At 52.0% G+C, this 22,153-nt stretch carries 23 protein-coding genes; 4 read left to right on the top strand and 19 right to left on the bottom strand.

The window, feature by feature from the left end; all coding sequences use genetic code 11:
* Nucleotides 1-17: 17 nt before the first annotated feature.
* The 10 genes from AC0LWT_RS24940 to AC0LWT_RS24895 all read right to left on the bottom strand — a co-directional run bounded on the left by AC0LWT_RS24940 (nucleotide 18) and on the right by AC0LWT_RS24895 (nucleotide 9,141).
* Nucleotides 18-845, bottom strand: coding sequence for an HAD family hydrolase (locus AC0LWT_RS24940; protein WP_474683978.1), 828 nt, complete (start codon nucleotides 843-845; stop codon nucleotides 18-20).
* A complete protein-coding gene (locus AC0LWT_RS24935; protein WP_474683977.1) occupies nucleotides 842-1,981 on the bottom strand; it encodes a cysteine protease StiP family protein in 1,140 nt (379 codons plus the stop codon). Before AC0LWT_RS24935 ends, AC0LWT_RS24940 begins: the two co-directional genes overlap by 4 nt.
* Nucleotides 1,978-3,402 (bottom strand): phosphoribosyltransferase family protein, encoded by a 1,425-nt coding sequence (locus AC0LWT_RS24930; protein ID WP_474683976.1) that lies wholly within the window; start codon nucleotides 3,400-3,402, stop codon nucleotides 1,978-1,980. Before AC0LWT_RS24930 ends, AC0LWT_RS24935 begins: the two co-directional genes overlap by 4 nt.
* Nucleotides 3,347-4,552: an HpcH/HpaI aldolase/citrate lyase family protein gene (locus AC0LWT_RS24925; protein ID WP_474683975.1), complete on the bottom strand. Its 1,206-nt coding sequence runs from the start codon at nucleotides 4,550-4,552 to the stop codon at nucleotides 3,347-3,349. Before AC0LWT_RS24925 ends, AC0LWT_RS24930 begins: the two co-directional genes overlap by 56 nt.
* Before the next feature lie 96 nt (nucleotides 4,553-4,648).
* Entirely contained in the window at nucleotides 4,649-5,386 is a 738-nt protein-coding gene (locus AC0LWT_RS24920; protein WP_474683974.1) for a TerC family protein, read from the bottom strand.
* 30 nt (nucleotides 5,387-5,416) lie between these two features.
* Nucleotides 5,417-6,676, bottom strand: coding sequence for a TerD family protein (locus AC0LWT_RS24915; protein WP_474683973.1), 1,260 nt, complete (start codon nucleotides 6,674-6,676; stop codon nucleotides 5,417-5,419).
* 81 nt (nucleotides 6,677-6,757) lie between these two features.
* Nucleotides 6,758-7,342 (bottom strand): TerD family protein, encoded by a 585-nt coding sequence (locus AC0LWT_RS24910; protein WP_474683972.1) that lies wholly within the window; start codon nucleotides 7,340-7,342, stop codon nucleotides 6,758-6,760.
* Nucleotides 7,343-7,365: 23 nt separating this feature from the next.
* Complete coding sequence (locus tag AC0LWT_RS24905) at nucleotides 7,366-7,947, bottom strand: TerD family protein (RefSeq protein WP_474683971.1); 582 nt, start codon at nucleotides 7,945-7,947, stop codon at nucleotides 7,366-7,368.
* 36 nt (nucleotides 7,948-7,983) lie between these two features.
* Entirely contained in the window at nucleotides 7,984-8,574 is a 591-nt protein-coding gene (locus AC0LWT_RS24900; protein ID WP_474683970.1) for a TerD family protein, read from the bottom strand.
* Between the two features lie 120 nt (nucleotides 8,575-8,694).
* Nucleotides 8,695-9,141, bottom strand: coding sequence for a tellurite resistance TerB family protein (locus tag AC0LWT_RS24895; protein ID WP_474684113.1), 447 nt, complete (start codon nucleotides 9,139-9,141; stop codon nucleotides 8,695-8,697).
* 919 nt (nucleotides 9,142-10,060) lie between these two features.
* Here AC0LWT_RS24895 and AC0LWT_RS24890 point away from each other — a divergent pair.
* The 4 genes from AC0LWT_RS24890 (at nucleotide 10,061) to cysC (ending at nucleotide 12,219) form a co-directional block, all read left to right on the top strand.
* Nucleotides 10,061-10,465, top strand: coding sequence for a helix-turn-helix domain-containing protein (locus AC0LWT_RS24890; RefSeq protein ID WP_474683969.1), 405 nt, complete (start codon nucleotides 10,061-10,063; stop codon nucleotides 10,463-10,465).
* A 68-nt stretch (nucleotides 10,466-10,533) separates the two neighbouring features.
* Entirely contained in the window at nucleotides 10,534-11,169 is a 636-nt protein-coding gene (locus tag AC0LWT_RS24885; protein ID WP_474683968.1) for an ImmA/IrrE family metallo-endopeptidase, read from the top strand.
* Entirely contained in the window at nucleotides 11,144-11,557 is a 414-nt protein-coding gene (locus AC0LWT_RS24880) for a hypothetical protein (RefSeq protein ID WP_474683967.1), read from the top strand. Before AC0LWT_RS24885 ends, AC0LWT_RS24880 begins: the two co-directional genes overlap by 26 nt.
* A gap of 35 nt (nucleotides 11,558-11,592) precedes the next feature.
* On the top strand, nucleotides 11,593-12,219 hold the full coding sequence (gene cysC / locus AC0LWT_RS24875; protein WP_474683966.1) for an adenylyl-sulfate kinase: 627 nt from the start codon (nucleotides 11,593-11,595) through the stop codon (nucleotides 12,217-12,219).
* Nucleotides 12,220-12,253: 34 nt separating this feature from the next.
* Here the strand turns inward: cysC and AC0LWT_RS24870 are convergent, their stop codons facing one another.
* From AC0LWT_RS24870 to AC0LWT_RS24830, 9 genes are all read right to left on the bottom strand, one after another.
* A complete protein-coding gene (locus tag AC0LWT_RS24870) occupies nucleotides 12,254-14,056 on the bottom strand; it encodes an ABC transporter ATP-binding protein (protein WP_474683965.1) in 1,803 nt (600 codons plus the stop codon).
* Between the two features lie 12 nt (nucleotides 14,057-14,068).
* Complete coding sequence (locus tag AC0LWT_RS24865; protein ID WP_474683964.1) at nucleotides 14,069-15,250, bottom strand: nucleotidyltransferase domain-containing protein; 1,182 nt, start codon at nucleotides 15,248-15,250, stop codon at nucleotides 14,069-14,071.
* Between the two features lie 24 nt (nucleotides 15,251-15,274).
* Nucleotides 15,275-15,679, bottom strand: a complete 405-nt coding sequence (locus tag AC0LWT_RS24860) for a lasso peptide biosynthesis B2 protein (protein WP_474684112.1) — start codon at nucleotides 15,677-15,679, stop codon at nucleotides 15,275-15,277.
* Nucleotides 15,680-15,727: 48 nt separating this feature from the next.
* Nucleotides 15,728-16,021 carry a lasso peptide biosynthesis PqqD family chaperone gene (locus tag AC0LWT_RS24855; RefSeq protein ID WP_474683963.1) on the bottom strand — a complete coding sequence of 98 codons (294 nt, stop codon included), beginning with the start codon at nucleotides 16,019-16,021 and terminating at the stop codon, nucleotides 15,728-15,730.
* On the bottom strand, nucleotides 16,018-16,956 hold the full coding sequence (locus AC0LWT_RS24850) for an HPr kinase/phosphorylase (RefSeq protein ID WP_474684111.1): 939 nt from the start codon (nucleotides 16,954-16,956) through the stop codon (nucleotides 16,018-16,020). Before AC0LWT_RS24850 ends, AC0LWT_RS24855 begins: the two co-directional genes overlap by 4 nt.
* Nucleotides 16,957-17,116: 160 nt before the next feature.
* Nucleotides 17,117-17,245, bottom strand: a complete 129-nt coding sequence (locus tag AC0LWT_RS24845) for a paeninodin family lasso peptide (RefSeq protein ID WP_474683962.1) — start codon at nucleotides 17,243-17,245, stop codon at nucleotides 17,117-17,119.
* Nucleotides 17,202-19,226 (bottom strand): asparagine synthase-related protein, encoded by a 2,025-nt coding sequence (locus tag AC0LWT_RS24840; protein ID WP_474683961.1) that lies wholly within the window; start codon nucleotides 19,224-19,226, stop codon nucleotides 17,202-17,204. Before AC0LWT_RS24840 ends, AC0LWT_RS24845 begins: the two co-directional genes overlap by 44 nt.
* The gene (locus tag AC0LWT_RS24835) at nucleotides 19,223-20,467 is read right to left on the bottom strand and encodes a sulfotransferase family protein (RefSeq protein ID WP_474683960.1); all 1,245 of its coding nucleotides are present in this window, start codon (nucleotides 20,465-20,467) and stop codon (nucleotides 19,223-19,225) included. The genes AC0LWT_RS24840 and AC0LWT_RS24835 overlap by 4 nt, the downstream gene beginning before the upstream one ends.
* A gap of 167 nt (nucleotides 20,468-20,634) precedes the next feature.
* A complete protein-coding gene (locus tag AC0LWT_RS24830; protein WP_474683959.1) occupies nucleotides 20,635-21,657 on the bottom strand; it encodes an HD-GYP domain-containing protein in 1,023 nt (340 codons plus the stop codon).
* Nucleotides 21,658-22,153: the final 496 nt, after the last annotated feature.

Below are 22,153 nucleotides of genomic sequence, written 5' to 3'. Positions count from 1 at the left end.
TCAGTTGCACTCCCTTTTTATTGTTGCTGGCCCTGATGTTCCAATAGCCGCAGCGAGACGTAATCGACAATTTCATCCGAGGCGCGAATTCCCGATCTTTCCGTAAAATGGTAGTTGGCGGGGGAACCCTTTTTCAAGTGCTCCCTGTACAGTTCGCCATGCTTGGGGACTACTGCGAAATCGGCTTCATTCAACATGCCCTGATCCAACAAAGAATCCCCGGAAGCAATGACGGTGTCCGACTGCACGATCTCCCGGAGGTGAGCGACTGCGTCCTGTTTATTGACTGCGCCGGGCACCACATATATTTTTCTGCCCTGGACGGAGACGTTCCAGCCCTTGCTTTGCAGCAATTCCGAGACTTGCTGTACTTCCGGCTGCGGCATTTTCTCCCTCTGAATGACATACGAAAAAAACAACTCGTCGCAAAAGCGCTCGCCAAGCACCCATTCAGGAGCCGCAATTTCTTGAAAAATGTGCCGGACTTCCTGCCAATTGGTGCTGGAATGAAGCATTTTCCGCTGCAGCTGCCCGTTCCATGCCTGATCCGGCTGTCCGTCCACCAGTATATTGCCGCCATTGCTTGTAATCGCATATTGGGGCTTGATGTTCAATGCAAACAAATGAATCCGCCGGTACTGCGCCATCGTTCTGGTCGTTACGGGAATGAACCGCAGCCTGGCGTCCAAAGTGCTTAGCTGCTGCCGCACGTAATCGGAGACATAAGACTGCACTCGGTCTTCAACGATTTCGGCGGGAGACATCGGATACTCCGATGAAAGCTCCAATCCGTGCGACCGTTCGGAATAGATCAAAGTCTGGTCCAAATCACTGGCAAAGATCATTCGTTTCGCTCTCCTTTAAGCGGCTTAATGATTCCGCAGCAGGAATACGTCAATCCTGGGAAAACCTCTACTGGCACGCTGCGCTCGGCAGCCAGAAGCATGATGTGCTGAAGATTGGGATTACCCAAACGGTCGACCAAAATTTTCCAAGGAACTCTTCTAAGCAGCACTCTCGTCGTTTCGCCGACGCCCGGCTTTACAAGATTCACATCGGCAATGCCAAAATGCCGCTGAATCGCTTCAATGTCCCGCAGCCCTTGCCACGTGGGCGCATCATCTCTATTCAGTATGTTCCGTGCATCGTCCATGGCCTGTGCGCCAATCTCATCAAAATAAGCTGCAATTGTGTCGATGAACAGCCCGGAGACATCGTTATCCAGCCATTCCTTGTAATACTTCGCCCCATGAAAATCGGTCGGCCCGATGAGGTCTTCCCTGTGCACCGTCCGGCTCATCAGCCCGGAAACGGTTGAATTCAGACACGCGCTCGGAATTAAAAAATCTTCCCTCGTCCCATACGTATCCGAACAGTGTCCCGGGTCCGCCAAGACCGCAAGATCGTCATCGAGCTTGACGCCGTATTCGGCCTCGAACCGGCTGCAAGCCTCGACGAGCACCCGGCGAATGGCTCCTTTGCCGGTCCAGCCGTCTACAAACTGGATATGCTCGCTTTGGTGCTCCTGCAGCATGTAGATCAGTGCATTCTCGTCAATTCCCTTGCCACGAATAATGGAAATGCTGTAGTGCTTCAAGTTTATGCCATACTTCATAAGGACGTATCTTTTTATTAAAATGCCGATCGGTGTCCCGGCCCGGGCCAGGGAGACGAGTACGGCTTGTTTTCCTTTTTTGTGCAGGATGAGCTCAGCGACAGTGCCGGCGGCAAGCGCGACTTTTTTCGCGCTCTGCTGCAGCGTCTCGTGAAATAACGCAACATACGGTTCGGACGGTTGATACTCCACAGGAAGCATTTCCGAATAATGAACCCCGGATTGAATGGCTTCCTCCCGGTCTTCCGTACCTTTTTCCAGACTGGCATCGCTAATATCCTTCAACAAAAAAGTGACGTCATCAGGCGAATAACTGCCCATAGGCACAGGAGGATGGACCATTTTGGTCAAAAAAGGATTCGTCATAGAAAAAGCTCCTTTAAGTCGTAAGTAGGAGGCGAGAAAAAAACAAAAGTAATTTGCGGGATATCCAGTTGATCCAATGCCCTTTTTAACGGCAGCAGCTGCCCGGGCCCGGTCTCTCTTTCCAAAAAAACGAACAGATCTGTGTAAGAGTGTCCCTTCACATTGTACAAATAATTGATGATTTGCTCGTCGTCCGGGGACGAATACGCGTATGCCGATCGTATGGCATAGCCTTGTTCGGGCGAAGGATGTATAGGGCTTCTGGTCGTCGATTGATAGTAGACCTGATCTCCCATCTCCGCCGCAATCCGCATCGGAATGAACATGAACTCGCCGGTGCCGAGGCAGAGCGTCTTGCCTCCAAGCCTCAATGCTCTCAGCCTTTCCGCCGTGCGGGCGATGGAGTCATTCAAGTCCCGGTTATGTTCCGGTTCCAGGCCGAACCGGCCCGTATGCCGCAAATAAACGGCTGCGTTCACGTCCCCCTTGCAGTCTGCAGAATAGAACGGCATGTGGGCAAAATCTTCCGCAACGTTGACAACGCCATATTGAGGCCGAACTACGGAGTCGCTCATTTGCAAAGGCTTCGCTTGCTCGATCGGCCCGCCTGTTACTTGAATCGTTCCTTTCAACAGAGATACGACCTGAATCGTAATCCCCGTCTCCTTCTCCAAGCGGGCGTACGCCTCTTCGTCTTCCGCCGTCCTCCAATCCAAAAGGGCGGCTACGATATATGTAGTGCGGGGGTATTTCCGCTGAATTTCGCGTATGATATTCAAGGAAGTTCTGCCCGTCGTGATTTCGTCGTCAATTAAAACGACCGGATCAGTCCCTTGCAAAAAATTCGCCGCCTGCGGATAACAATAATGCGAGGTCGCATGCGAATGTTCTTCCTCAAAATGAATCGCAGAATCGATCCTGCTGCCGCTAAAGAAAACCTGTTCGCGAGTCGTGTGGAAATAACCGACGCCCGCCCTGAACGCCTCATAGGCGCTGTGGCCGATGGCGGTGGCGGTTTCCGCGAACCCTATCATTTTCAGCTCCATAGGCGGCTCAAGATTTTCCCTGCCAAGCTTTTCATAAGCTTCCCTGGCTTTGGCCGGCTGCTGAAAAGCTTGCACGATATCCCGCATGAGGGACTCCTTGCGCTGTCCCCCTGCCCGCTCATAAATGAGTAGAGAGAGCGACGCTCCGCTTAACAGGGAGACATGCGGTTGAACCGGAATATGCTTGCCGAGAATTTTGCTTACGAACAGGAACGACCGCTTCTTATTGACCCTCGCAGCCATGGAAAACAGACAATCCGGAGGAATATCATAGGGATTATGGGTAACGTTCACTTGAACCTTCAAATCCCCCAATACGTCATAGGTAAGCTTGATGGGATTGTTGCAGGAGTGAGATAAAATGTTGTTTTTCATGTAGCACCCCATAAATTTTTGATCGTGCCATTATTCTTCTTGCCCATGTCAGATGGGGTTTGATTTCGTTCATCTTATTCGAATATTCGCTCTTCAGAACGCCCAGATAACCATGCGTATTGCCGATGATGCTCTCCGCGTCCAAATATTCCTCATGACTTACGGTATACAGGCACTGTACGGGCTTGATATGTGTCGGATGGATGATCGTCTTTCCGATAATGCCGTTTTCTTTATCCAATATAACCTCCCGAATGAGGCCGTCCACATATTTGGAAATGTACTGCTGCCGAAGCTTGCGCCCTTGCCTGCCAAATACTTCTTCAAAAGGAGTTTGTCTCAATTGAGGCTTGATGACCCGTTCCCGGCTCGAAAAATATTCCCATACCGGACCGGAAATGACGTAATGGCTGTCCCATCGCCCGAAAATGTTAATAATATCGGCTATGCAATCCCGAATCGTAGCGATGTCATAAATGGTCATATCGGGACTTCTGCGCAAACCGAATAGACTGGAAAAATCCGTAGCGCCGATGCGGACATTCAGCACATACTCTTTGTTGCCGTCCAAAATAGTCTTAATCGCCAAAAGGGTATCGATGCGGGTTTCCTTATACAGAATGCCCGCGATTTCCAGGATCGGCATGCCGTACAATACGGGAACGCCGCTTCCTCTTGCCCGATTGTACCGCTGCAAAATTTCGAAAAATCTCCCGCCGTTGACCGGCGAAAATTTCGGAAAAACAAAACCAAGAATGAGTTCAATATGATGCTCAAGCCGGGCAATCATCCGTTCAAGCTGCTCTTCATCACGTACGCGTATGAAAATAAGCGGCAGTTTATCCCGGCATAGCGTTCCGATCGTAATAAAGGAAGATATCCGAAATAGCTGCTGGAGCAAAGAATCCTCCGCCTGCCGAACCTCGTGGTCACCGATCGCATCCTCAAGATCGATGACCATCGATACGAGTCCTTCATGCTTTCCAAACACAATATCATCAGCAATCGTTTGACGAGTTGCCGGCATATACAAGGCAGCGCCAACCGAATACGCAAGCAATTCTTTATCCGAACGGTTGTCGAATTGCTCCGGCGGCGAGAAGAAGAGATCTTTTTCCTCTTCCAAGCTTAAATACTGGAAATACTTCATGCCGACCCTCCTGAACTCGGGTAAAAAAATCTCCCCTTATATTGGAGAGACTATGTTCTGAGCGATGCTTTTTACAAATGTTCGGGCAGCAATCGGCTACGCTTTGGCCGAATCGCCCTTTTTCCGCATAGCGCTGAAGATGATCGTCCCTACGAAAACGGCAATGAGTACAGAGAAGAACACAACATGCGAGACATGGAGACCGAATGCGGCTGCGATCATCTTAAGTCCGATAATAATGATCAGGATAAAAGCGGCTTTCTCCAACTCGGGGAATTTTTCGATCAGTCTCAGGAAAACCTGAGCGACTCCGCGCATCATAAGGACGCCCAGAATACCGCCAAGGAACAGTACCCATACCTTCTCGCTGACTCCGAATGCGGCCAGAACGCTATCCACGCTAAAAGCAATATCCATCAATTCGACGGCAAGCACCGTTCTCCAAAATGAATAGCCTTTATTTGCGACTTCCTCGCCTTCCGGCTCCTCTTTTTTAAGAAACAGGTTGCTGATGGCAATCCACAGCAAATACAAGCCGCCGACCACTTTAACCCACGTGATTTGCACGAGAAACGTTCCGACGCCAATGGCCAGGAAGCGAAAAACATAAGCACCGATGAGGCCGTAAAAAAGCGCCTTCTTCTGCTGCTCTTTAGGGAGATGCCTGACCATTACGGCCAGAACCAGAGCGTTGTCTGCGGAAAGCAGTCCCTCAAGCAGAATCAAAGTTCCGATGATCCCCCAGTTTACAGGATCGCTGACTGTCGCCACAATGACGTCCCAGCTGAAAAACGATGAAAAATTGTTAATAAAACTGGTAAAAAAGTCTGCCAAAGTCGAACCCTCCCGGCTCATTTAAAAATGCTATTTGCTTCCGGCTACCCAGCGCAATCCCCAATTGTAGGCGTTATCCAAATCCCGATGCCCCGAATAATACTGTACCAGCCTTTCGATGCTCAGCGTTTCGTTGTCGCTGTTTTGGATCATGGCGATGGCGCACATCGGCAATCTGTTGTTGTGCTCGTCCATCTTAACCACGATATCCGGGCCATCCTGCTGCTTGATCGTCACGACCCCGTCGGCTTCAGCCCAGTTCGTAACGCCTTCATAAATAAAAGCAAAAATCAAAATACGCTTAATCTCGGACAGCTTGTTGCCGTTAATCCGAATGTTCTCGCCGGTTGACACGGACCCTGTACGATCATCGCCATCGAGCGATATGAAGGGCTCCCGGTTTAACGAGCCGAACGATCCGCCGAGCGCTTGGATGACGCCCTTTTCACCCGATTTCAATTCATACAAACAAGCAAGATCAAGATCCACCCCGGTTTTTCGTTTGAAAAAGCCGCCTGATTTCGTTTGATTCCAGTTCAGGTTGACAAGAATTTCTCCCAATGCACCGGAAGCTTTCTTTTGAAGATTAATCTTGTCTCCCTTTTTCTTGAGCTCAATTTTCGAAAGATTGACCGGATTCGGACTGGGCGGAGCTGGGGGCGGTTGAGGCGGTGTCGCTTGCGTAACTCGATTAACGGGCTGGGGTACCGGATTGCTCGACGGGGAATTCTGCTCTTCCGTCACTTCAATGCCAAAACTCGCGCAAAGTGCCTGAAGCCCCCCCGAAAAGCCCGCTCCTATTGCATTAAACTTCCAATCGCTGTTGTACCTGTAGAACTCTCCGACAACGATTGCCGTTTCTACGGAAAACTGATTGCCAAGGTCATATTTCAATATCTCCGCACCGCTGCTTTCGTCTGCGACGCTAAGATACAACTGGCTAACTTCATTAAAACGCTGTCCGCGCTTCTCGCCTTCATGAATGGTAAGCGATACAGCCATTTTCTCTATGTGCGCAGGAACAGCGCTCAAGTCGATGCGGAACAATTTGTTGGCCGGCGATGAAGCGGGCGCTTCGGTATACTTTATGTATTGGCCTGCCTCAGGATTGTTATAGAAGATCAGATGGTCGTCGCTTGGAACCTTGCCGCCGGCGGCGAGCAAAAATGCGGATGTATCCAGTTCTATATGGGCCGGCGCCTTCCAGCCGAGACTGACCGCAATCCGCGAAAGTCCTGGATTGTTTTTGGTGATATCGGCCTTTTGCCCTTTAATAACCTGTATCGTCATCGTTTGCATACACCTTCCCTGAATAAATAAACAGGGTGAACAGACTCAGGTATCGCTCACCCTTTGCAATTGTGTATTACGTTATACAGGAAGTCCGTAATTGCGGCATAAAGCGGCCAATCCACCTGAGAATCCGCTGCCCACAGCCTGGAATTTCCATTCCGTTCCGGACGCATCGCGATATAACTCGCAAATAACGACCGCAGTTTCAACCGAGAAATCTTCGCCCAAGTCATAGCGGAGCACTTCGCGATTGGACACTTCATCCACTACGCGAACAAAAGCGTTGGATACTTGACCGAAGTTCTGGCTGCGGCTTTCCGCATCGTGAATCGTAACGGTGATGCCGATGCGGGAAATATGCGCAGGAACTTTGCTGAAATCGATTTTGATCTGCTCGTCGTCGCCGTCGCCTTCACCGGTACGGTTATCGCCGGTATGCTGAACGGAACCGCTGCCGCCGATCAGACGATTGTAAAACACGAAATCGTCTTCCCCTTTGGCTTTTCCGTCCTGGTGAATCAAAAATGCTGAGGCGTCGAGGTCAAAATCATGTCCGCCGTTATATTTGTTCGTATCCCAGCCCAATCCGATAATGACTTTCGTCAGACCCGGGTTTGTTTTCGTAAGATCGATACGCTGGCCTTTTGATAAATTAATCGACATGTTTTGGTACCTCCTGTTTCTGCTTAGCCAACTTGAAGGCCGTAATCGGCGCACAAGCCTGCAAGCCCGTTTTTGTACCCGCTGCCGATCGCATTGAATTTCCATTCGCCGCTGTGACGGTACAGCTCGCCGACAACGACAGCCGTTTCAATAGAGAAATCTTCGCCCAAATCGTAGCGGATCAGCTCTTCGCCGTTCGCTTCGTTTACGATGCGCGCGTATGCATTGGAAACTTGTCCGAAATTTTGGCTGCGCACGTCCGCTTCGTGGATCGTAATGCAAAAAGCGACTTTCTCTACATCGGCAGGAATGGAGGCAAGATCGATATGTATGGTCTCGTCGTCGCCGTCGCCCGCTCCGGTCCGGTTATCTCCGCCGTGCACGACAGAACCGTTTTCGTTCTGCTTGTTGCCGTAAAAAACGAAATTTTTGTCGGAGCTGACTTTTCCGCTTCCGTTAGCCAAAAATACGGACGCGTCCAGGTCAAAATCGGAACCGCCGTCATATTTTTTCGTGTCCCAGCCCAGACCGACAATTACTTTTGCAAGTCCCGGATTCGTTTTGGTAAGATCGACTTTTTGCCCTTTGGAAAGACTAATTGCCATTGTTATGACCTCTTTCTATATTTAAGATTTGGCATGTTAAACATAATTTCTTGCAAGCAAATCGATATGCGCAGCATGGGTAGCTTCACCGATAGCGGCAAACTTCCATTCTTCCTGATGACGGTACAATTCGCCGACGATAAGCGCCGTTTTGCCGGAGTAGTTATCCGTAAGATTAAACTTGACCAACTCCTGGTCGTTGCTGCTGTCGACGATGCGGATGTAGGCTGATTGTATCATGCCAAAGTCCTGCTTCCGGTTTTCGCAATCATAGATGTTAACGACCATCAAAATCTTGTGAACATCGGAAGGCACTTTTTGCAGATCGACAAAAATTTGCTCATCGTCGCCGTCGCCATCGCCGGTCAAGTTGTCTCCGGAATGAATGACGGAATTGCATCCGCTGTTCTTGTTGTAAAAACATACAAGATTTCCTTCCTTGGTCAGCTTGCCGTTCGCGTCGAGCATAATCGCAGAGGCGTCGCAATCGATGTTGACGGTCTTTTTCATGCCGAAAAACCCTTTTTGCACGGCCGGATCCCAGCCCAGACCGACGGTGATTTTCGAAAGCCCGGCTTTTCCTTTGGTCAGATCAATCTTTTGTCCTTTTACCAGACTGATAGACAATTCGTTCACCTCCCTTCGCACGTTCCCTGCACCGCTGCATGCACGCCGGTTCGGGAACCTTTGAATCACAAACATGCAATACGAAGTTTCCGGCGAATGGTTTCAGAACTCAACAAATTTTTACAAACCGAATTCGGAAGCGCTGATGGCGAGCGCGCTGCAAATTTCTTTGACGACCTCTTGCTCTTTCGCGTCAAAATCGCCGTCCGCCGAACCTACGGCGCAGCATACGCTTACGACTACCCTTGCAACTTCGGGCTTGTCTCTAAGCTTGCCGATTGCTTTCAGCGCTTCCTGTTTGCCGATAATCGCGTCGAACTCGAAATTGCTCACATAATGATTGAATCTCTCGATAACTTGGCTCATCTCGAATACCTTCAATTCTTCGCTGCGCCCGATGTAACCGGCCATTTTTTGCTTCTCGGCGGCGCTAATGGAACCGTCCGCAGCAGCGACAAGCGCGCAGCCGGCGACAACCGCTTCCAGGAAATCCTTATTTTTGTATTTTTTGACTTGGTCAGTCAGACCGTTTTTCGCATTGTTGACCCATGATTTAAAATTATTCAGCATGTTCATCTCTCTCCTTGGCCAATGAAATTATGATATAGGGATGGGGATTGGCGCAGCGCAGCTGTTCTCTAGACCTGCCACTCCTTCCAAATCTTCCTATCCATTAATTCTACCTTAGTTAGACACGATTTGACAATTCGTGCGCCAACCGCTTTACGGTAACAACATATATGTGAAGAAAACAGGCGAAACCGTTAAACACGCCCGCCAAAGCTGCGCATCGCCGGCCATAGGCGGAAGGCCTGTGACTGTCAGGCCGTTGCCCCCAATGCCAGAGGCGATAGCCAAATCTGCCTCGCTGCGCGAAAAATTCCTGCAAAAGTACATGAATTTGTGCCCTAGGTACGCTGTCCACGAAGAATTCCTGCAATTGTGCAGGCTTTTCACCGAACACATGGACAGAGATTCATTTTCGGCGAAAATTCCTGCACTTTCGCAGGTTTTCCGCCAAAAAAAACCAATTTCACAGAAAAAAACTGCACTTTCGCAGGCTTTCTCCCTGCCAAGCTGCCTCCTGCCAAGTTGTGCAGTTCCGCAACCTACGCCGGAGCACATTGGGAAAAAGCGGCTACCGCCCCCTCTCGTTCCCCTAACTCTAACAAATGCCGTAACTTCCTCAACGATCTGGATTGTGCAACAATTTTCGATGAAAATGAGCCCGAACCTATGCATACCTTCTACTGAGTTCATCGGATAGACTCCTAGTGCGGGGGTTTTGCAGCAGCCTGGCTTTCGCAGGTTTTGCCGGCCGGCTGCCGGGCAGCGTCTAATGAACGGCTGCGCCGTCGTCCACACGCCGGCCCTTCCGGTTGCCCTGACCGAGCGGCGAAACGTTCCAAACTTTTTGAAAAAGTTAAGTTTTTTTACTTGTGTTTTGTATGACAAAACATTTACAATAGAAACAGGTGATGAAGCAATGAAAGACATGGTGCAATTCGGAGTTACGATCAAGCGCTTGAGAAAGCAGCGGGGCTTTACGCTGCGCGAGCTTGGCGAACGGTCCGGAGTCAGCTACTCGTTTATCAACTCCATAGAGAACAACCGCTTCCACCCGTCGAGAGAGACGGTTATTGCGCTTGCGGACGCGCTTGGCGGCGATAAGGACGAACTGCTCCTGCTGGCCGGCTTCGCGCCTACGGACGAAGAAGCGCTCGAATCCGCGCACCCGGCGGACCCGATGGATGCGGACGATGTTGAAGTCAGCCTATTTTTCAAAGATTTCAAAAGCGCGCCCAAAGAACGGCGCGATGAGATGCTGCGCTTCTGGAACTTCATCAAAGAGCAGCAGCAGAACCGCAGACCGGATACAGAACAAAGCTGACTGGCCCTAATGGGGCCATTCTTTCTCGCTTTTCACCGAACATATATTCTTATCGGAGAGGTGTTTTTATGTTTTCCCATTATCAGAAAACCCCTCTGGAACAGTCCATTGAAGCCTTGTACGAAAAGCTGGAGATCACTGCGCCCGATCAGCTGCGTATCGCCAATCTGGCGGCGAAGCTGGATATCTGGGTGTATTATATGGATATGAACAGCATGGCTGTGGAAAATAACGGGCTTTTCAGCATGAATATCGACTCCCGCCTGAGCGCGAAGGAGCAGTGGGAGGATTTCCTGCACGAGCTGTGCCATGTGCTGCGCCATTCGGGCAATCAGATGATGATGCCGATGGATTACGTCGACTGGCAGGAGCATGATGCGGCGAATTTTCAAATGTACGCGGCCATTCCTTTTCCGATGCTGGCGAAGCTTGCTCTGCCGGAACGCCAAAGCGAATGCATAGATCTGATCGCGGACGAGTTCGGCGTGACCTACAAGCTGGCCGCAGCCAGACTGCTGCAAATTCAGCGGCGTACCCTGCAGGGTATCTGGGACAGCGAGTACCTGGCTTACACGCGAAGCCTGGCCCGCAAATACAACCCGGCCAACTGGTCGGATGCGACGATGCAAATCATGGACAAGCTGGAGAAGCAGCTGAAGCGGAAAGGAGCGGACAAGCATGGCGAAGCTGACGGTTTTGTATGAATTCCACGATACGCATTTAAAACCGTTTCTGATGACGATACGCTTTAGGCCCGGGGAGCTGGACTTTCGCAAACAAACGTTCTATGTGCCGCTCGCCGCGCCATTTCGGCAGCTTCATATCGAGGACATAACCGATACGGAGCCGGGAGTATCCGTCCTGCTTGAGGATCTTACGGTGAATGAGCGTTATCCGCATTGCGTCGGCATTCATTTGCAATCGATACAGGCGCGTCACGGCTTGGCCGACACCGATGACGCGCTGCATATGTGGATTCGCATCGGCGACATCGAGGAAGTGCTGCAAATCGAAAATAGCGAGAGCCCGTATACCCGGGAGGACTGTCCATTCCTGCAAAGTTGTGTTACTATGATACATAATGATACATAGAAGATACATTTTGTATATACAGAGGTGAACGCGCCGTGGAACAATCTCCATCCGTAACCTGGCATCACTCCGTTGTGACCAGGCAAGAGCGCTTTTTGAAAAATGGGCACAAAAGCTGCGTCTTATGGTTTACAGGCTTGTCCGGCGCAGGCAAGTCGACGCTGGTGTTCATGCTGGAGAAGGAGCTTTATCTCAGAGACATTCGCTCTTATGTGCTCGATGGGGACAACATCCGGCACGGGTTGAACGCCGACCTGGGCTTCACGGGCCAAGACCGGAAAGAGAACGTCCGCCGCATCGGCGAAGTGTCGAAACTGTTCGCGGATGCCGGACTGATCGTGCTTTCCGCGTTTATTTCCCCGAATGAGAACGACCGGGCGATGGTGCGAAGCTTGTTCGATGAGGGGGATTTTTTGGAGGTATACGTCAAATGCTCGCTGGAGGAATGCGAACGGAGAGATCCCAAAGGTCTGTACCGGAAAGCGCGGAGAGGCGAAATCCCCCATTTCACGGGCGTTTCAGCCGGATACGACGTTCCCCGCAGCCCCGATATTACGATTGATACGGAAAATCTGACTGTCGAGCAATCGGTTCGTTTGCTTATCGAACAATTGGAAAAGAGAAACTTTCTCACCGTCGATGAGAAGCTTCTCTCTCCCTAGCAACGAGGCGCATAGCATTGCATTGCATCGTAAATCAAGCATGCGCCTCGGTTTGATAGCCCAGCAGTTTGCTGAACATCCCCTTCGTTTCCTGTGACAGCTGTTGGTAGCCCCCCTGCTGAACCAAATTCCCCTGATCCAATACGATGACCTGATCGGCTCCGCGAATCGTCGATAACCGGTGCGCGATGACGATAATCGTCAAGTTCCCTTTTAACCGTTCGATCGCCTGCTGAACTTTCAGTTCGTTTTCACTGTCCAGCGCGCTTGTCGCTTCGTCCAGTATAAGAATCGAAGGCTTGCGGAGAATCGCTCTGGCCAGCACGATGCGCTGCCGCTCTCCGCCCGACAGCCTCACTCCCCGGTCACCGATAACCGTATCGATGCCCTGCGGAAGCTTGCCGACGAACTCGGCCGAAGCGGAAAAATTGAGCGCTTCCCACAGCTCCTCTTCGCTCGCATGAGGGTTTACGAGCAAAAGGTTGTCGCGGATGCTCATATGGAACAAGAACGGGTCCTGCGACACGTAGCTGATCGAGCTTCGCAAAGGCAGCAGCGTATCGCCGTCAAGCGGAACGCCGTCTATGAGGATTTGTCCGCTTGACGGCTGTATCAGTCCCATCAAAATATCGATCAGGGTGCTTTTGCCTGCGCCGGATTTGCCGACAATCGCGGTGAGCCCCTTGGCCGGTATGTACAAATTTATATGATGAAGCGCATAGGACTTGGAATCCTGCTCATACCGGAACCGGATACCGCGGCATTCGATTCCGCGCTCAATCGGGATAGCGGGCGACAAGCCGCCGTCCTTTTGAACTTTCCATTCCTGTGCCGCTTTGCATTCGCGCTGAAGTTCCAAAACTGCCTTGAACGCAGGGAACATGGACACCATATTTTCCAGATTCGATTGAATAAGCGTAAACCGCGGCCACAAACGGGCGAAAATGATCACGATCAGCATCAGCTTCTCGGGCGGTATATGAAGCCATTCGAACGAAGTATAAATAAACAGCGCGACAAGTACGGAAGCCGCAATTTTATGAAGAGACTGCGTCGTCGCATTCAGGCTGACGAATTGGGTTACATTTTGTTCGATGCGCTGGCATAGCGAAAGGAACCACGTTAAGTGAATGTGCTCGAGACGGTTGCTTTTAATATCTTTGATGCCGTTAAAATGCTCGGTAATGCCCGCGTAATAGCTCTGCGACAGCTCGGAGGTGCGATCGCCGAGCGATTTGGCTTTTCTGACAAACTTGCGGAACAGCATGAAAATCGCGGCGCCGCTCACCAGAATGACGACAGTCAGAAGAGGAGACAACCAGAAAGCCAGAGCAACCTGGATAACGGTAAAAATGACAGAAGCGATCAACTGCATGAACATGTTAGCTCCTTGGCTGACCCTTGCCAGTTCCGTCGACAAAATGTGGCTGAAATCAGACCTGCGCCTGGCCAGAAAAAAATCCCATTTAGCCTGCAAAATGGCCCGGTAAGTTTCAAAGCGCAGATGCTTGATAAAATGCTGCTGAATTTTCGAACTGCGGATCGTCTGATTGCGCTGCAGTAACGCCTGGAACGCGATAATCGCTACGTACACGGCAAGAATAACGGGCAAATTAAGCACGCTCTGCATGCGCTCTATCGCAGTAGACATCCAGGGCAGCGGTACGCTTCTGGTCACATCGATATGAAAAAATCCGATCATTCCGAGCATAGGCAGCAGCAAATAAATGCCGATCCCGTCCAATAAGCTGACCGTAACCATGCCGGCCATATTGAGAAATATTCTTTTCCCCGTCACGGCAACCATTTTTTTCAGAAAAAACAGCATATCCCCCATGGGCATTCCCTCCTATAACGATGATTGCTGCTTGATTTGCCGCCAACACCACAGGAACGGGCGCAAGGGGAAGTATAAAAAATGCAGCGCTTTCGGCAGCGGCAGCACGACGGCATCCTTTGCGCTCGGATAAAACCGGTTCAAGATGTACGTCCACTTTTGCCTGCCGCTCTTCAGAGAAAACAGGTAGGTGCGAAAAGGCTTTGCCAGCTCAGGCGGCGGGTCCGGACACAGGTTCGCCAAGGCGTGAATGAACGCAAGCGCGCTCTGGGCAAGCTGGCGCTGCCGCCGTCCGTAAAACAAGCTCTTCATCTCATCGCTGACCGGCGTATGCAGCAGCCCGGAAGCGAGCATCAGCGCCTGCCCTCCGATATGCACGCAGCCGTATTTTCGAAGCAGCGCATGCAGTTCTCCCGGGCGCACCCCGAGTCTGACGAGTCTGTCGATATCCGCAAGCCAGCGGAGGCGGAACCAGCCGTGGCGGGAGCCGTGCGAGACGAGGTACAAAAATAAATCTTCGCTGCCCAAATAATAGACGGGGCTGCTGCCGATCGAACAGGTTCTTCTCCGTTCCCACAGCTCGCCGAACTGCGGCTCTTCTTTGCCCATATCGGGATTAAGCCGCCAATGCAGCTCGATTTCCACCTTTTTTTGCGGATGCACATAAGAACAGTGATAGAGCTTCCACTTCCAGTCCAGCACACGGACGGGATTGTCGCGGATCACGTAGCCGAGCCGCTGCAAGAGTTGCTCCGCCAGCTCCACATCCTGAATCTGGACGAGAATATCCAGATCTTTGGAAGTTCTGAGCGACAGGTCGCCGTACAGCTCTCTGGCCAGCACCGGGCCTTTCAACGTGAGCGTGCGGAGCTGATGCGTTTCCAGCCAGGCGCAAACCCGTTCCATCTCCGCGCCCAGATGAAGCATCTTTAGCGCATTGCGGCCGGATTCGACGCGAAGGGCCTGCATGACCTGGGCAGGAATCCGCCCGTTCCGGTCGACGCACTTCAGCTTCGCATATAGCGCCGGATAAATGCGGTGATGCTTGGCATATTGCAGAAACAACCGCCAATCGATGTCCGGAGCTTCCGCCGGGGCTTCCCACAGCTCATCATCGCTCAAACGCAGGATCGTGAAAATTTGTTCCAGCTCTTTTGGACAATTACGGTGATCAAGCTCGTATTCGTTCCCCATCCTTGTTCTCCCCCGACTTTCTCATCACTGAAACCTTTTGCCGAATTTCTCGACCACCGTGAATGATTCCATGCCCTCGGCTCCGGAAATATAGAACGGACCGCTGCGCAGCCAGGCGTGGGCGATCATTTTACCCGACTTGTCTTTGGCGGTTCCCAAATAGAGCGTGCTTTCGATTTTGCGCCGCTCCAGCATCTTCATCCCCGCTATGGCCATGACCAGGCATTTGCTTTCCCACAGCGTATGGCGGCTCATCATGCGGATTGCGCGGGAAATATTGCGGATGACAGCCTCATCCCGGTCCAGATGCGCATGCGGCGTCTCCTCGCTCCGGCTGCCGAGCGTGGGGGCGACTTTGGCGAAGGGAGCCGCTTTCAACATGCGCGCCCACGCCAAATACACAAGCGCTTCAAGCAGAAGCAGCTTCATGAAAGGACGTAAAGAAAGGAACGCCTTTGCTTTTTTATACACGGTCCATTAGCCCTTTCTGATTTGGATTAATCCTTCCCTGGTCAAATGGTTTAAAAAAGCGATTACCTGCTCCTCGCACGCGGAGGGCTCGATGTCATATTCCGCTTCCAGCGAACCGACAACTTCCCCGATAGACGTTTCGGCGGCGATCAGCTCCCAGATCCGGCCGCCGGTGGCGCCAAGATTGTAGTATTTGCCGGTTTCCACGCAAAGCATGACCTTGTCTCCGTCCATGTCGCTGACGAGGCTGCCCGCTTTTTGCACAACGCGGTCGCTTAATGTAAGCTGCTGGCTGATCATCGCGTTAAATACACCCCTTTGCCGATTGTATGTAAAATTTGCTCGGTCAGCTCATGCGCCGAGAATCCGGCCAGCGGCCGATGAAGCCGGTACATCTCCGTGCGTCCGCTTACTTGCGCCGATACCGCAAAGTGCCACTGCTCCGCATTCATCCGCCGGATGAGCGCCTTGCGGTAAGTGTGCTGCACCAGCTTGTGCAGCTTCTCCAGCTTCCGGAAAGGGCGGATGTCGATCTCCCTGCCGTCCGTCGGCACAAGCTCGAACACGCCGGCAAGCGGAGCCGGATCGCGATGATAGCCGCTGTGAACGGGAACCGCATACTTGTTGACCTCCTGGTACACCGGCCGGTATTGATTGGCCGCGAATCCCAGCCGGTCCATGCTTTCCTGCCACAGCTTCTGTTGAGGATATGCCGGTTGAACGATAGGCATGCCTGAATCCGCAGCGAGCGAGACGGCGATGACGTCATCGCTCAGCAGCAGGCAGCCTCTGCTCAAAAAAGCGGCCGCAAGCGTCGATTTGCCGGCGCCGGACTCGCCGACGAAAGCGTACGCTTTGCCGTCTACGACGACGGCGCTGCCGTGCAGCGGGAGAATCCGCCTTTGCATCAGCAAGGCGCCAATACACGTTCCGAGCAAATACACCCGAACCTTTTCGGGATCGGAACCCGGCAGCGGCGAAACCGCAATTCTGGAGCCCTCCTGCAGCCTGTAGATGGCCGTGTTCGGAATTTGAAACAGAAAACCGCCGTCTTTGACGACAAAGTTTTCGGATGCCGCCACCCGCTCCTGCCAAAACAAGGTCAAATCGGCGGTTTCGATCTCAACGTCCGCCGTTTCGGCCTGCTCTTCCGCAAGTGTCAGCTCCGGAAGCGGGATATCGCTGGCGATGCGCAGCCCGAACGCCTGATAGACAGACCGTTTATATGCTTTAATGGAATATTCCCCCTGTCTTGAAACAAAAGCAAAATGGCCGTCGCCGTCTTTCGACAGGACAGCGCCAACTTTTGCTTGCGTGTTTCCGGAGAGGATAACGCCCGCGCTTATCCTCTCCGGACACCGGCATCAGACAACAATTGCATAAGTACGAAAAGCATTAGCTCGGGTCGTAAAGGTCAGCATCGTGCACACTTACCCAGTCGATCTCTTTAGATCCTTTGCCTCCCATTGTCATGCCAACTTCAAGAACTTCCAAAGACGGTTGATTCCACTCTTTCTTTTGCATCGTATTCACCTCCCTTCAAGCGAACGGGCGAATGATCCGCCGCCGGCTGTTTATGAAAATGTTTAAGAAAACGGTAGACGATCAGCCCCTGCATCAAAATTTTGACATTTTCGTTGTTGGCGTATGCGGGAACAGGTTCTTTCACTTCGGACGCGGCCGCTCTCATCCTGTCGATGTTCAAATAGTCCGCGGCAATCCCGTCGCTGCACATGTCGTGCGCCTCACTCAGGAACGACGGCCAGGACGGCATCATCCGGTGAACCCAATCCGCCGGCTGAACGCCGCGGACTCTTTGATTCAAGCGGACGTTGTCGGGCAAATAACCGCGGGTCGCCCGGCGGACGAGCGAGCGGTCCTGCCCGTTTTGCACGTACTGTTCGTATGGAACCGACAGGCAAAAACGGGCGACTCTCGGATCATTGGTCGGATCCCGTTCCATCAGACCGAAACGCATCGACAGCTTCGTCGAAACGGTGCCGTTCTTGTTGGCAATGGCTAAGTTGTTGAACTTATCCAATCTGACCTCCAGGGCGTCAGCCGAGGAACCGTGCAATTCGAACGCGCTCTCCGGGATTTGTTCGAACACTCCGGTCTTCAGGGCGAAGTCCGGATTAATTAAATCGGAAGCGTAAGCTTGCAAGCTTTCGGCGCTGCGGGAACCCGGCAGGGGAAACGCCCTCTTGCCGATGATCCGCATGAGGCGGGACTTGCTCAGCCCCGTCAGCCGGGAATACTGCAAGAGCTCGCGGGACAATTGCAGCAGCTTCAGCCTGCGCAGAAGCCGGGTGTAATACTCGAGCGCAGGCCCCCATGAGATCGTGAAGTTGCCTTTTGCCCCTGTAAGCAGCACCCCGGCGCCATCTTCCCGCGCGTGTTCGTAAAGCCCTTTGATCCAAAAAATATTGTGAAAATATTTAAAAGGCATTTCCAAGAGCTGCAGCCATTCGTCCATGTCCGACAGCGGGCTTTTGCCCGGGAAATCCAAATAATTTTCTTTCACGTTGCCGACATGCTGAACGACCGAGCGGATAAAAGGCCGTTCGTCAGGCATGAGCCGCGAAGACGTCCAATCCACGAAGTCCGCCACCGGCACGTAGCTGTAAGCGTGCAGGAGCTTCCCCTCCGGCAGCAGCGCTTTGGCGGCAAAGCTGGCCACCGCTCCGGAGTCCAGTCCTCCGCTGAGCGCGACGCCGACCTGCCGGTATGTGCGCAATCTCGCTTTCACAGCGGTTTGAAAGACGTCGCAGAAAGCTTCCACATATTCCTCTCCGCTTCCAAGCCGGAGCGGTTCCACGGAAGTGATCGAGGAATAGCGGAAGGTAGCGACGCTGCCGTTCGCAATCGTCATCGCATGCGCGGGAGGCAGCTGCTTGACGTTGCGGTAAGGCGTGGCATACACATTCACCGTCTCATACATGCCCGGTATGGCCAAAAATTCGGAGAGCCATTGTTCGTGAAGCTCTTTTTTCATCCCCGGCAGCGCCAGCAGCGGAGCGATCGCCGTGCAAAACGCAAACTTATCGCGGTGATCGCGATAATACAACGTCCTGTTGCCCGATTCATCCCTGGCCCCGAACAACCTGCGCTTCGCCTCGTCCCAAATCATGAAGGCGAAGTCGCCGATCAAATGCTTGGGCGCATCGATGTCCCATTTGCCGTATGCCAGAACAATGAGCTCGCTGTCCGTCATCGCTTTGCGCTTTTCCGGCGCGACATCAAGCTTGGCGAACAAATCGTCGCGGTTATCCAGAATCGCGTCCGCCGTTATCGCCACCCGGCGCATGCCATCGTAATAAGGCAGCTTTTCGCGCACGGATTCGGGCGTAATCCAAACGGCATGGCAGCCGAAAAACACAGGGCCGTCCGACCAGGCATGCGAACTATCGGAGGGATACCGCTCGAGCGCCGCAATCCATGCACTGCATTGCTCCGGCGAAGCCTGCTCTCCATTCAGGTTATAGAAACCGACTATAACGCTCATGATTTCCTCCCTCGTTGGGCCAAATAATGGGAAGCCCAAAGGCTCAGGCGATTCCCGAACGGAATGAACGATTTGACCCGGTTCACCTTGCTCCTGATCGCCTGCAACTGCTCGCGGAGACGCTTGTTGTCCGCTGCGTTTTTTTCCAGCCTCCGTTCAAGCGAGCGTATGGCTGCCTGCCATTGCAGCACTTGAGAGTCCGCCGGTGCAGGTGCAGGCGCGCTAACGGGGGTAATTTCGGCTGTGGCAGCCGCTGCCGAATGCGAGGTCAGGGCGTACCGGTCCTGCCATATCCAGCCCGTCGCCTCGGCGAACTGTCTGGCCCGCAGCCCAATAAGCTCCATATCCGGCTCAGGGTCGAACCGAACGCCGGTCCATTGCTGCGCTTCCTCCAATTGGCTGCTGTAGCCAAGCTCGTGAAAAATACGCGCTCCAAGCACCCGGCCGTAAATTTCGACTTCTTTTTTGTTCAAAATTTGTTTCCAATGGTCAAGAGAGTTTCGGTGGGCTTCCTTATGGTGCGACAAGAAAGGGTCCCCTACTCCCATGCTGTAAAACATTTCGGACTTGGAAGTGTTCATATGATCGCCATACTTCTCTTGTCCTTCTTCGTAGGTAATCCCTAAAAATGCGCACAGCCGTATCATTTCTTCCTGTGGATTGGATACCAGCCGCTCGTACGAGAGCCGGTAAGCTTGTGGATGCCGGGATGCGAAGTAATCGGTATATCGGAGCATTCCTGCCGTAAGATCCGTCATCTTGACGTCAAAACGAGGATTGTACATGTCTTGCACAAGGTCAAAGCTGACATTCGTATGGGCATTCACTTTCTTATAAGAAGCAAGAATGCTCCACGGATTCCGAATGAGCCAAATTCTTTTGGATTGCGGAAACAGCCGGTCCAAAAACTCCAGGATGCCGTAATAGCGGGGAGATTTGTCGACCGCAAAAGTTGCTCCGCTGCTCCGTATCAGGCCGTTATAAATGTTTACCGCAAAGGAGCGGCAAGCCTGCTCATATACGTCCGGCGGGACGACGGCGTTATAAAACTGATTGATAATCCCCGCTCCCCCGTACGGGCGAGCTTTGCCTTCCCGCAGATCCAGCAAGCTCATCAAAAACCACATTTCCTGCGTTGCGAACACTTGGCTGTGGTTTTGCAGCATGGCTGTCACAAGGGAGCTTCCGCTTCGGGGTACACATAGTAAAAAAATGAGATTATTGCCTTGGGCATCAATCAAGCCGAATCCCCCTAAAACTTAGCCTTTGATACGTTATGTATCTATTATAGCATATAACTATCCGTTTTGTATCATAATTTCTAAAAAAATTTTTGTCGCTGTCTGTCGCAATCGTTGGGCCCACGCCGATGACACACAAAAGCCCTCCTTTTACGGAGGGCTCTGAATCAAGTAATCACCTGTTTGATATGGATGTTGCGTTCTTTGCTCAGATCGATAAAAGATTCGCCCACTTTGACAAGCGGGTGCGTATCGTCGCTTGGGTTGATATAAACGACCTCTCCCCACTGTCCGTCGGTCAGCAGCACTTTGCGCCCGATCAGACTGTTAATCATATTATTGAGGAAAATCGCAACGATGTAAGGGTCAAGCTCACCGAAAAAGCCTTGTCTCATTCGGCTCACGACCTCATAGAACGGCATCGCTTCGTGATACGGACGAGTCGAGGACATCGCGTGAAAAATATCGGCTACCGCTACGATTCGGCTCATCGGATCGATATGATCCCGCTTCAATCTCAACGGATATCCGCTTCCGTCCGAACGTTCGTGATGCTGCAAAGCAACCAGCGAAACGCGATAGCTCACCCCCACCGTGTCCCGCAGCATATTGTAGCCATAGATCGTATGGCGCTTCATTTCATCGAATTCGGCATCCGTCAGTTTGCCGGGCTTCATTAATATTTCCTTGGCAATCTGCACTTTTCCGACGTCATGCATGGTTGCCGCAAGCGAAAGCAGCGCGACATCCGCATCGCCGAGGTTCAACCACTTGCCGATCAGCGTCGATAATACGCCTACGCCGATATTGTGCCGATGCGTATACTCATCCTTCGCTTTCACCGCTTCGAACAATTGAAACAAATCAGGATGCTCCGCAGCTTCCTGGACAATCGGAATCAGCTCGTTTTTGACCTCGAGCAAAGGTACTTTCTTTTGCAGCTGTATGCGTTCGAATAAATCCTTGGCATACTGAGTAGCTTTTTGAACAAGCATTTGGGACGTGTTTGAGTCTTCGGAGACTTGCATCATCTCTTGCTCGGACGCCAGAATGATATCCGCCAAATCGATCCGGTGCTGCCGAATCAGATTCAAATGCTCCTGATCCAGGATGGACTCGCTCGGCACCAGGACAAGCCCGTAGCCGGTCGTCACATCGTATTTTATTTTTTTGCCCAGTAGCTGTTCCACAAAAAGCGCCCCTCGCCCCAGCATTACAACATATTTCCATTTCATTATATATGACAAATTTTTCAGCTACTATGGGATGACTTTCCTATTTTATATGGGGAACCATTACCATCCGCATGGTCCTTATAGGAATAAGGGAATGCTGCTAAAGGGGGGGAGTCGGCTGAGTTCGGGCTCAGCCCTGCGTTTTGCGGAAAGCAAGCGTGTCGGCAGGCAAGGCAAAAAGATGCGCTTTTCAGGCTGCCCAGAAACCCGCGCGTCAGAGCCGGTCGCACTAATCTGCCCAGTTGCGCGAAAAAAACTGCAAAAGTGCAGTTTTTGCTCGACGGATACGCTGCCCGTGACATATTCCTGCAATTGTGCAGGCTTTTCGCCGCGAATATGGGCTCAGGTTCAATTTCAGCGAAAATTCCTGCACAATCGCAGGCTTTTCGCCAAACGAGCCATTTTTAGAGAATAAACCTGCACTTTTGCAGGCTTTTCCTTTCTAAGTCGC

The organism is Paenibacillus sp. sgz302164 (genome assembly GCF_056120505.1).
Note: the sequence above shows the minus strand (reverse complement) of the source record. Positions and strands in the feature narration are given on the sequence as shown.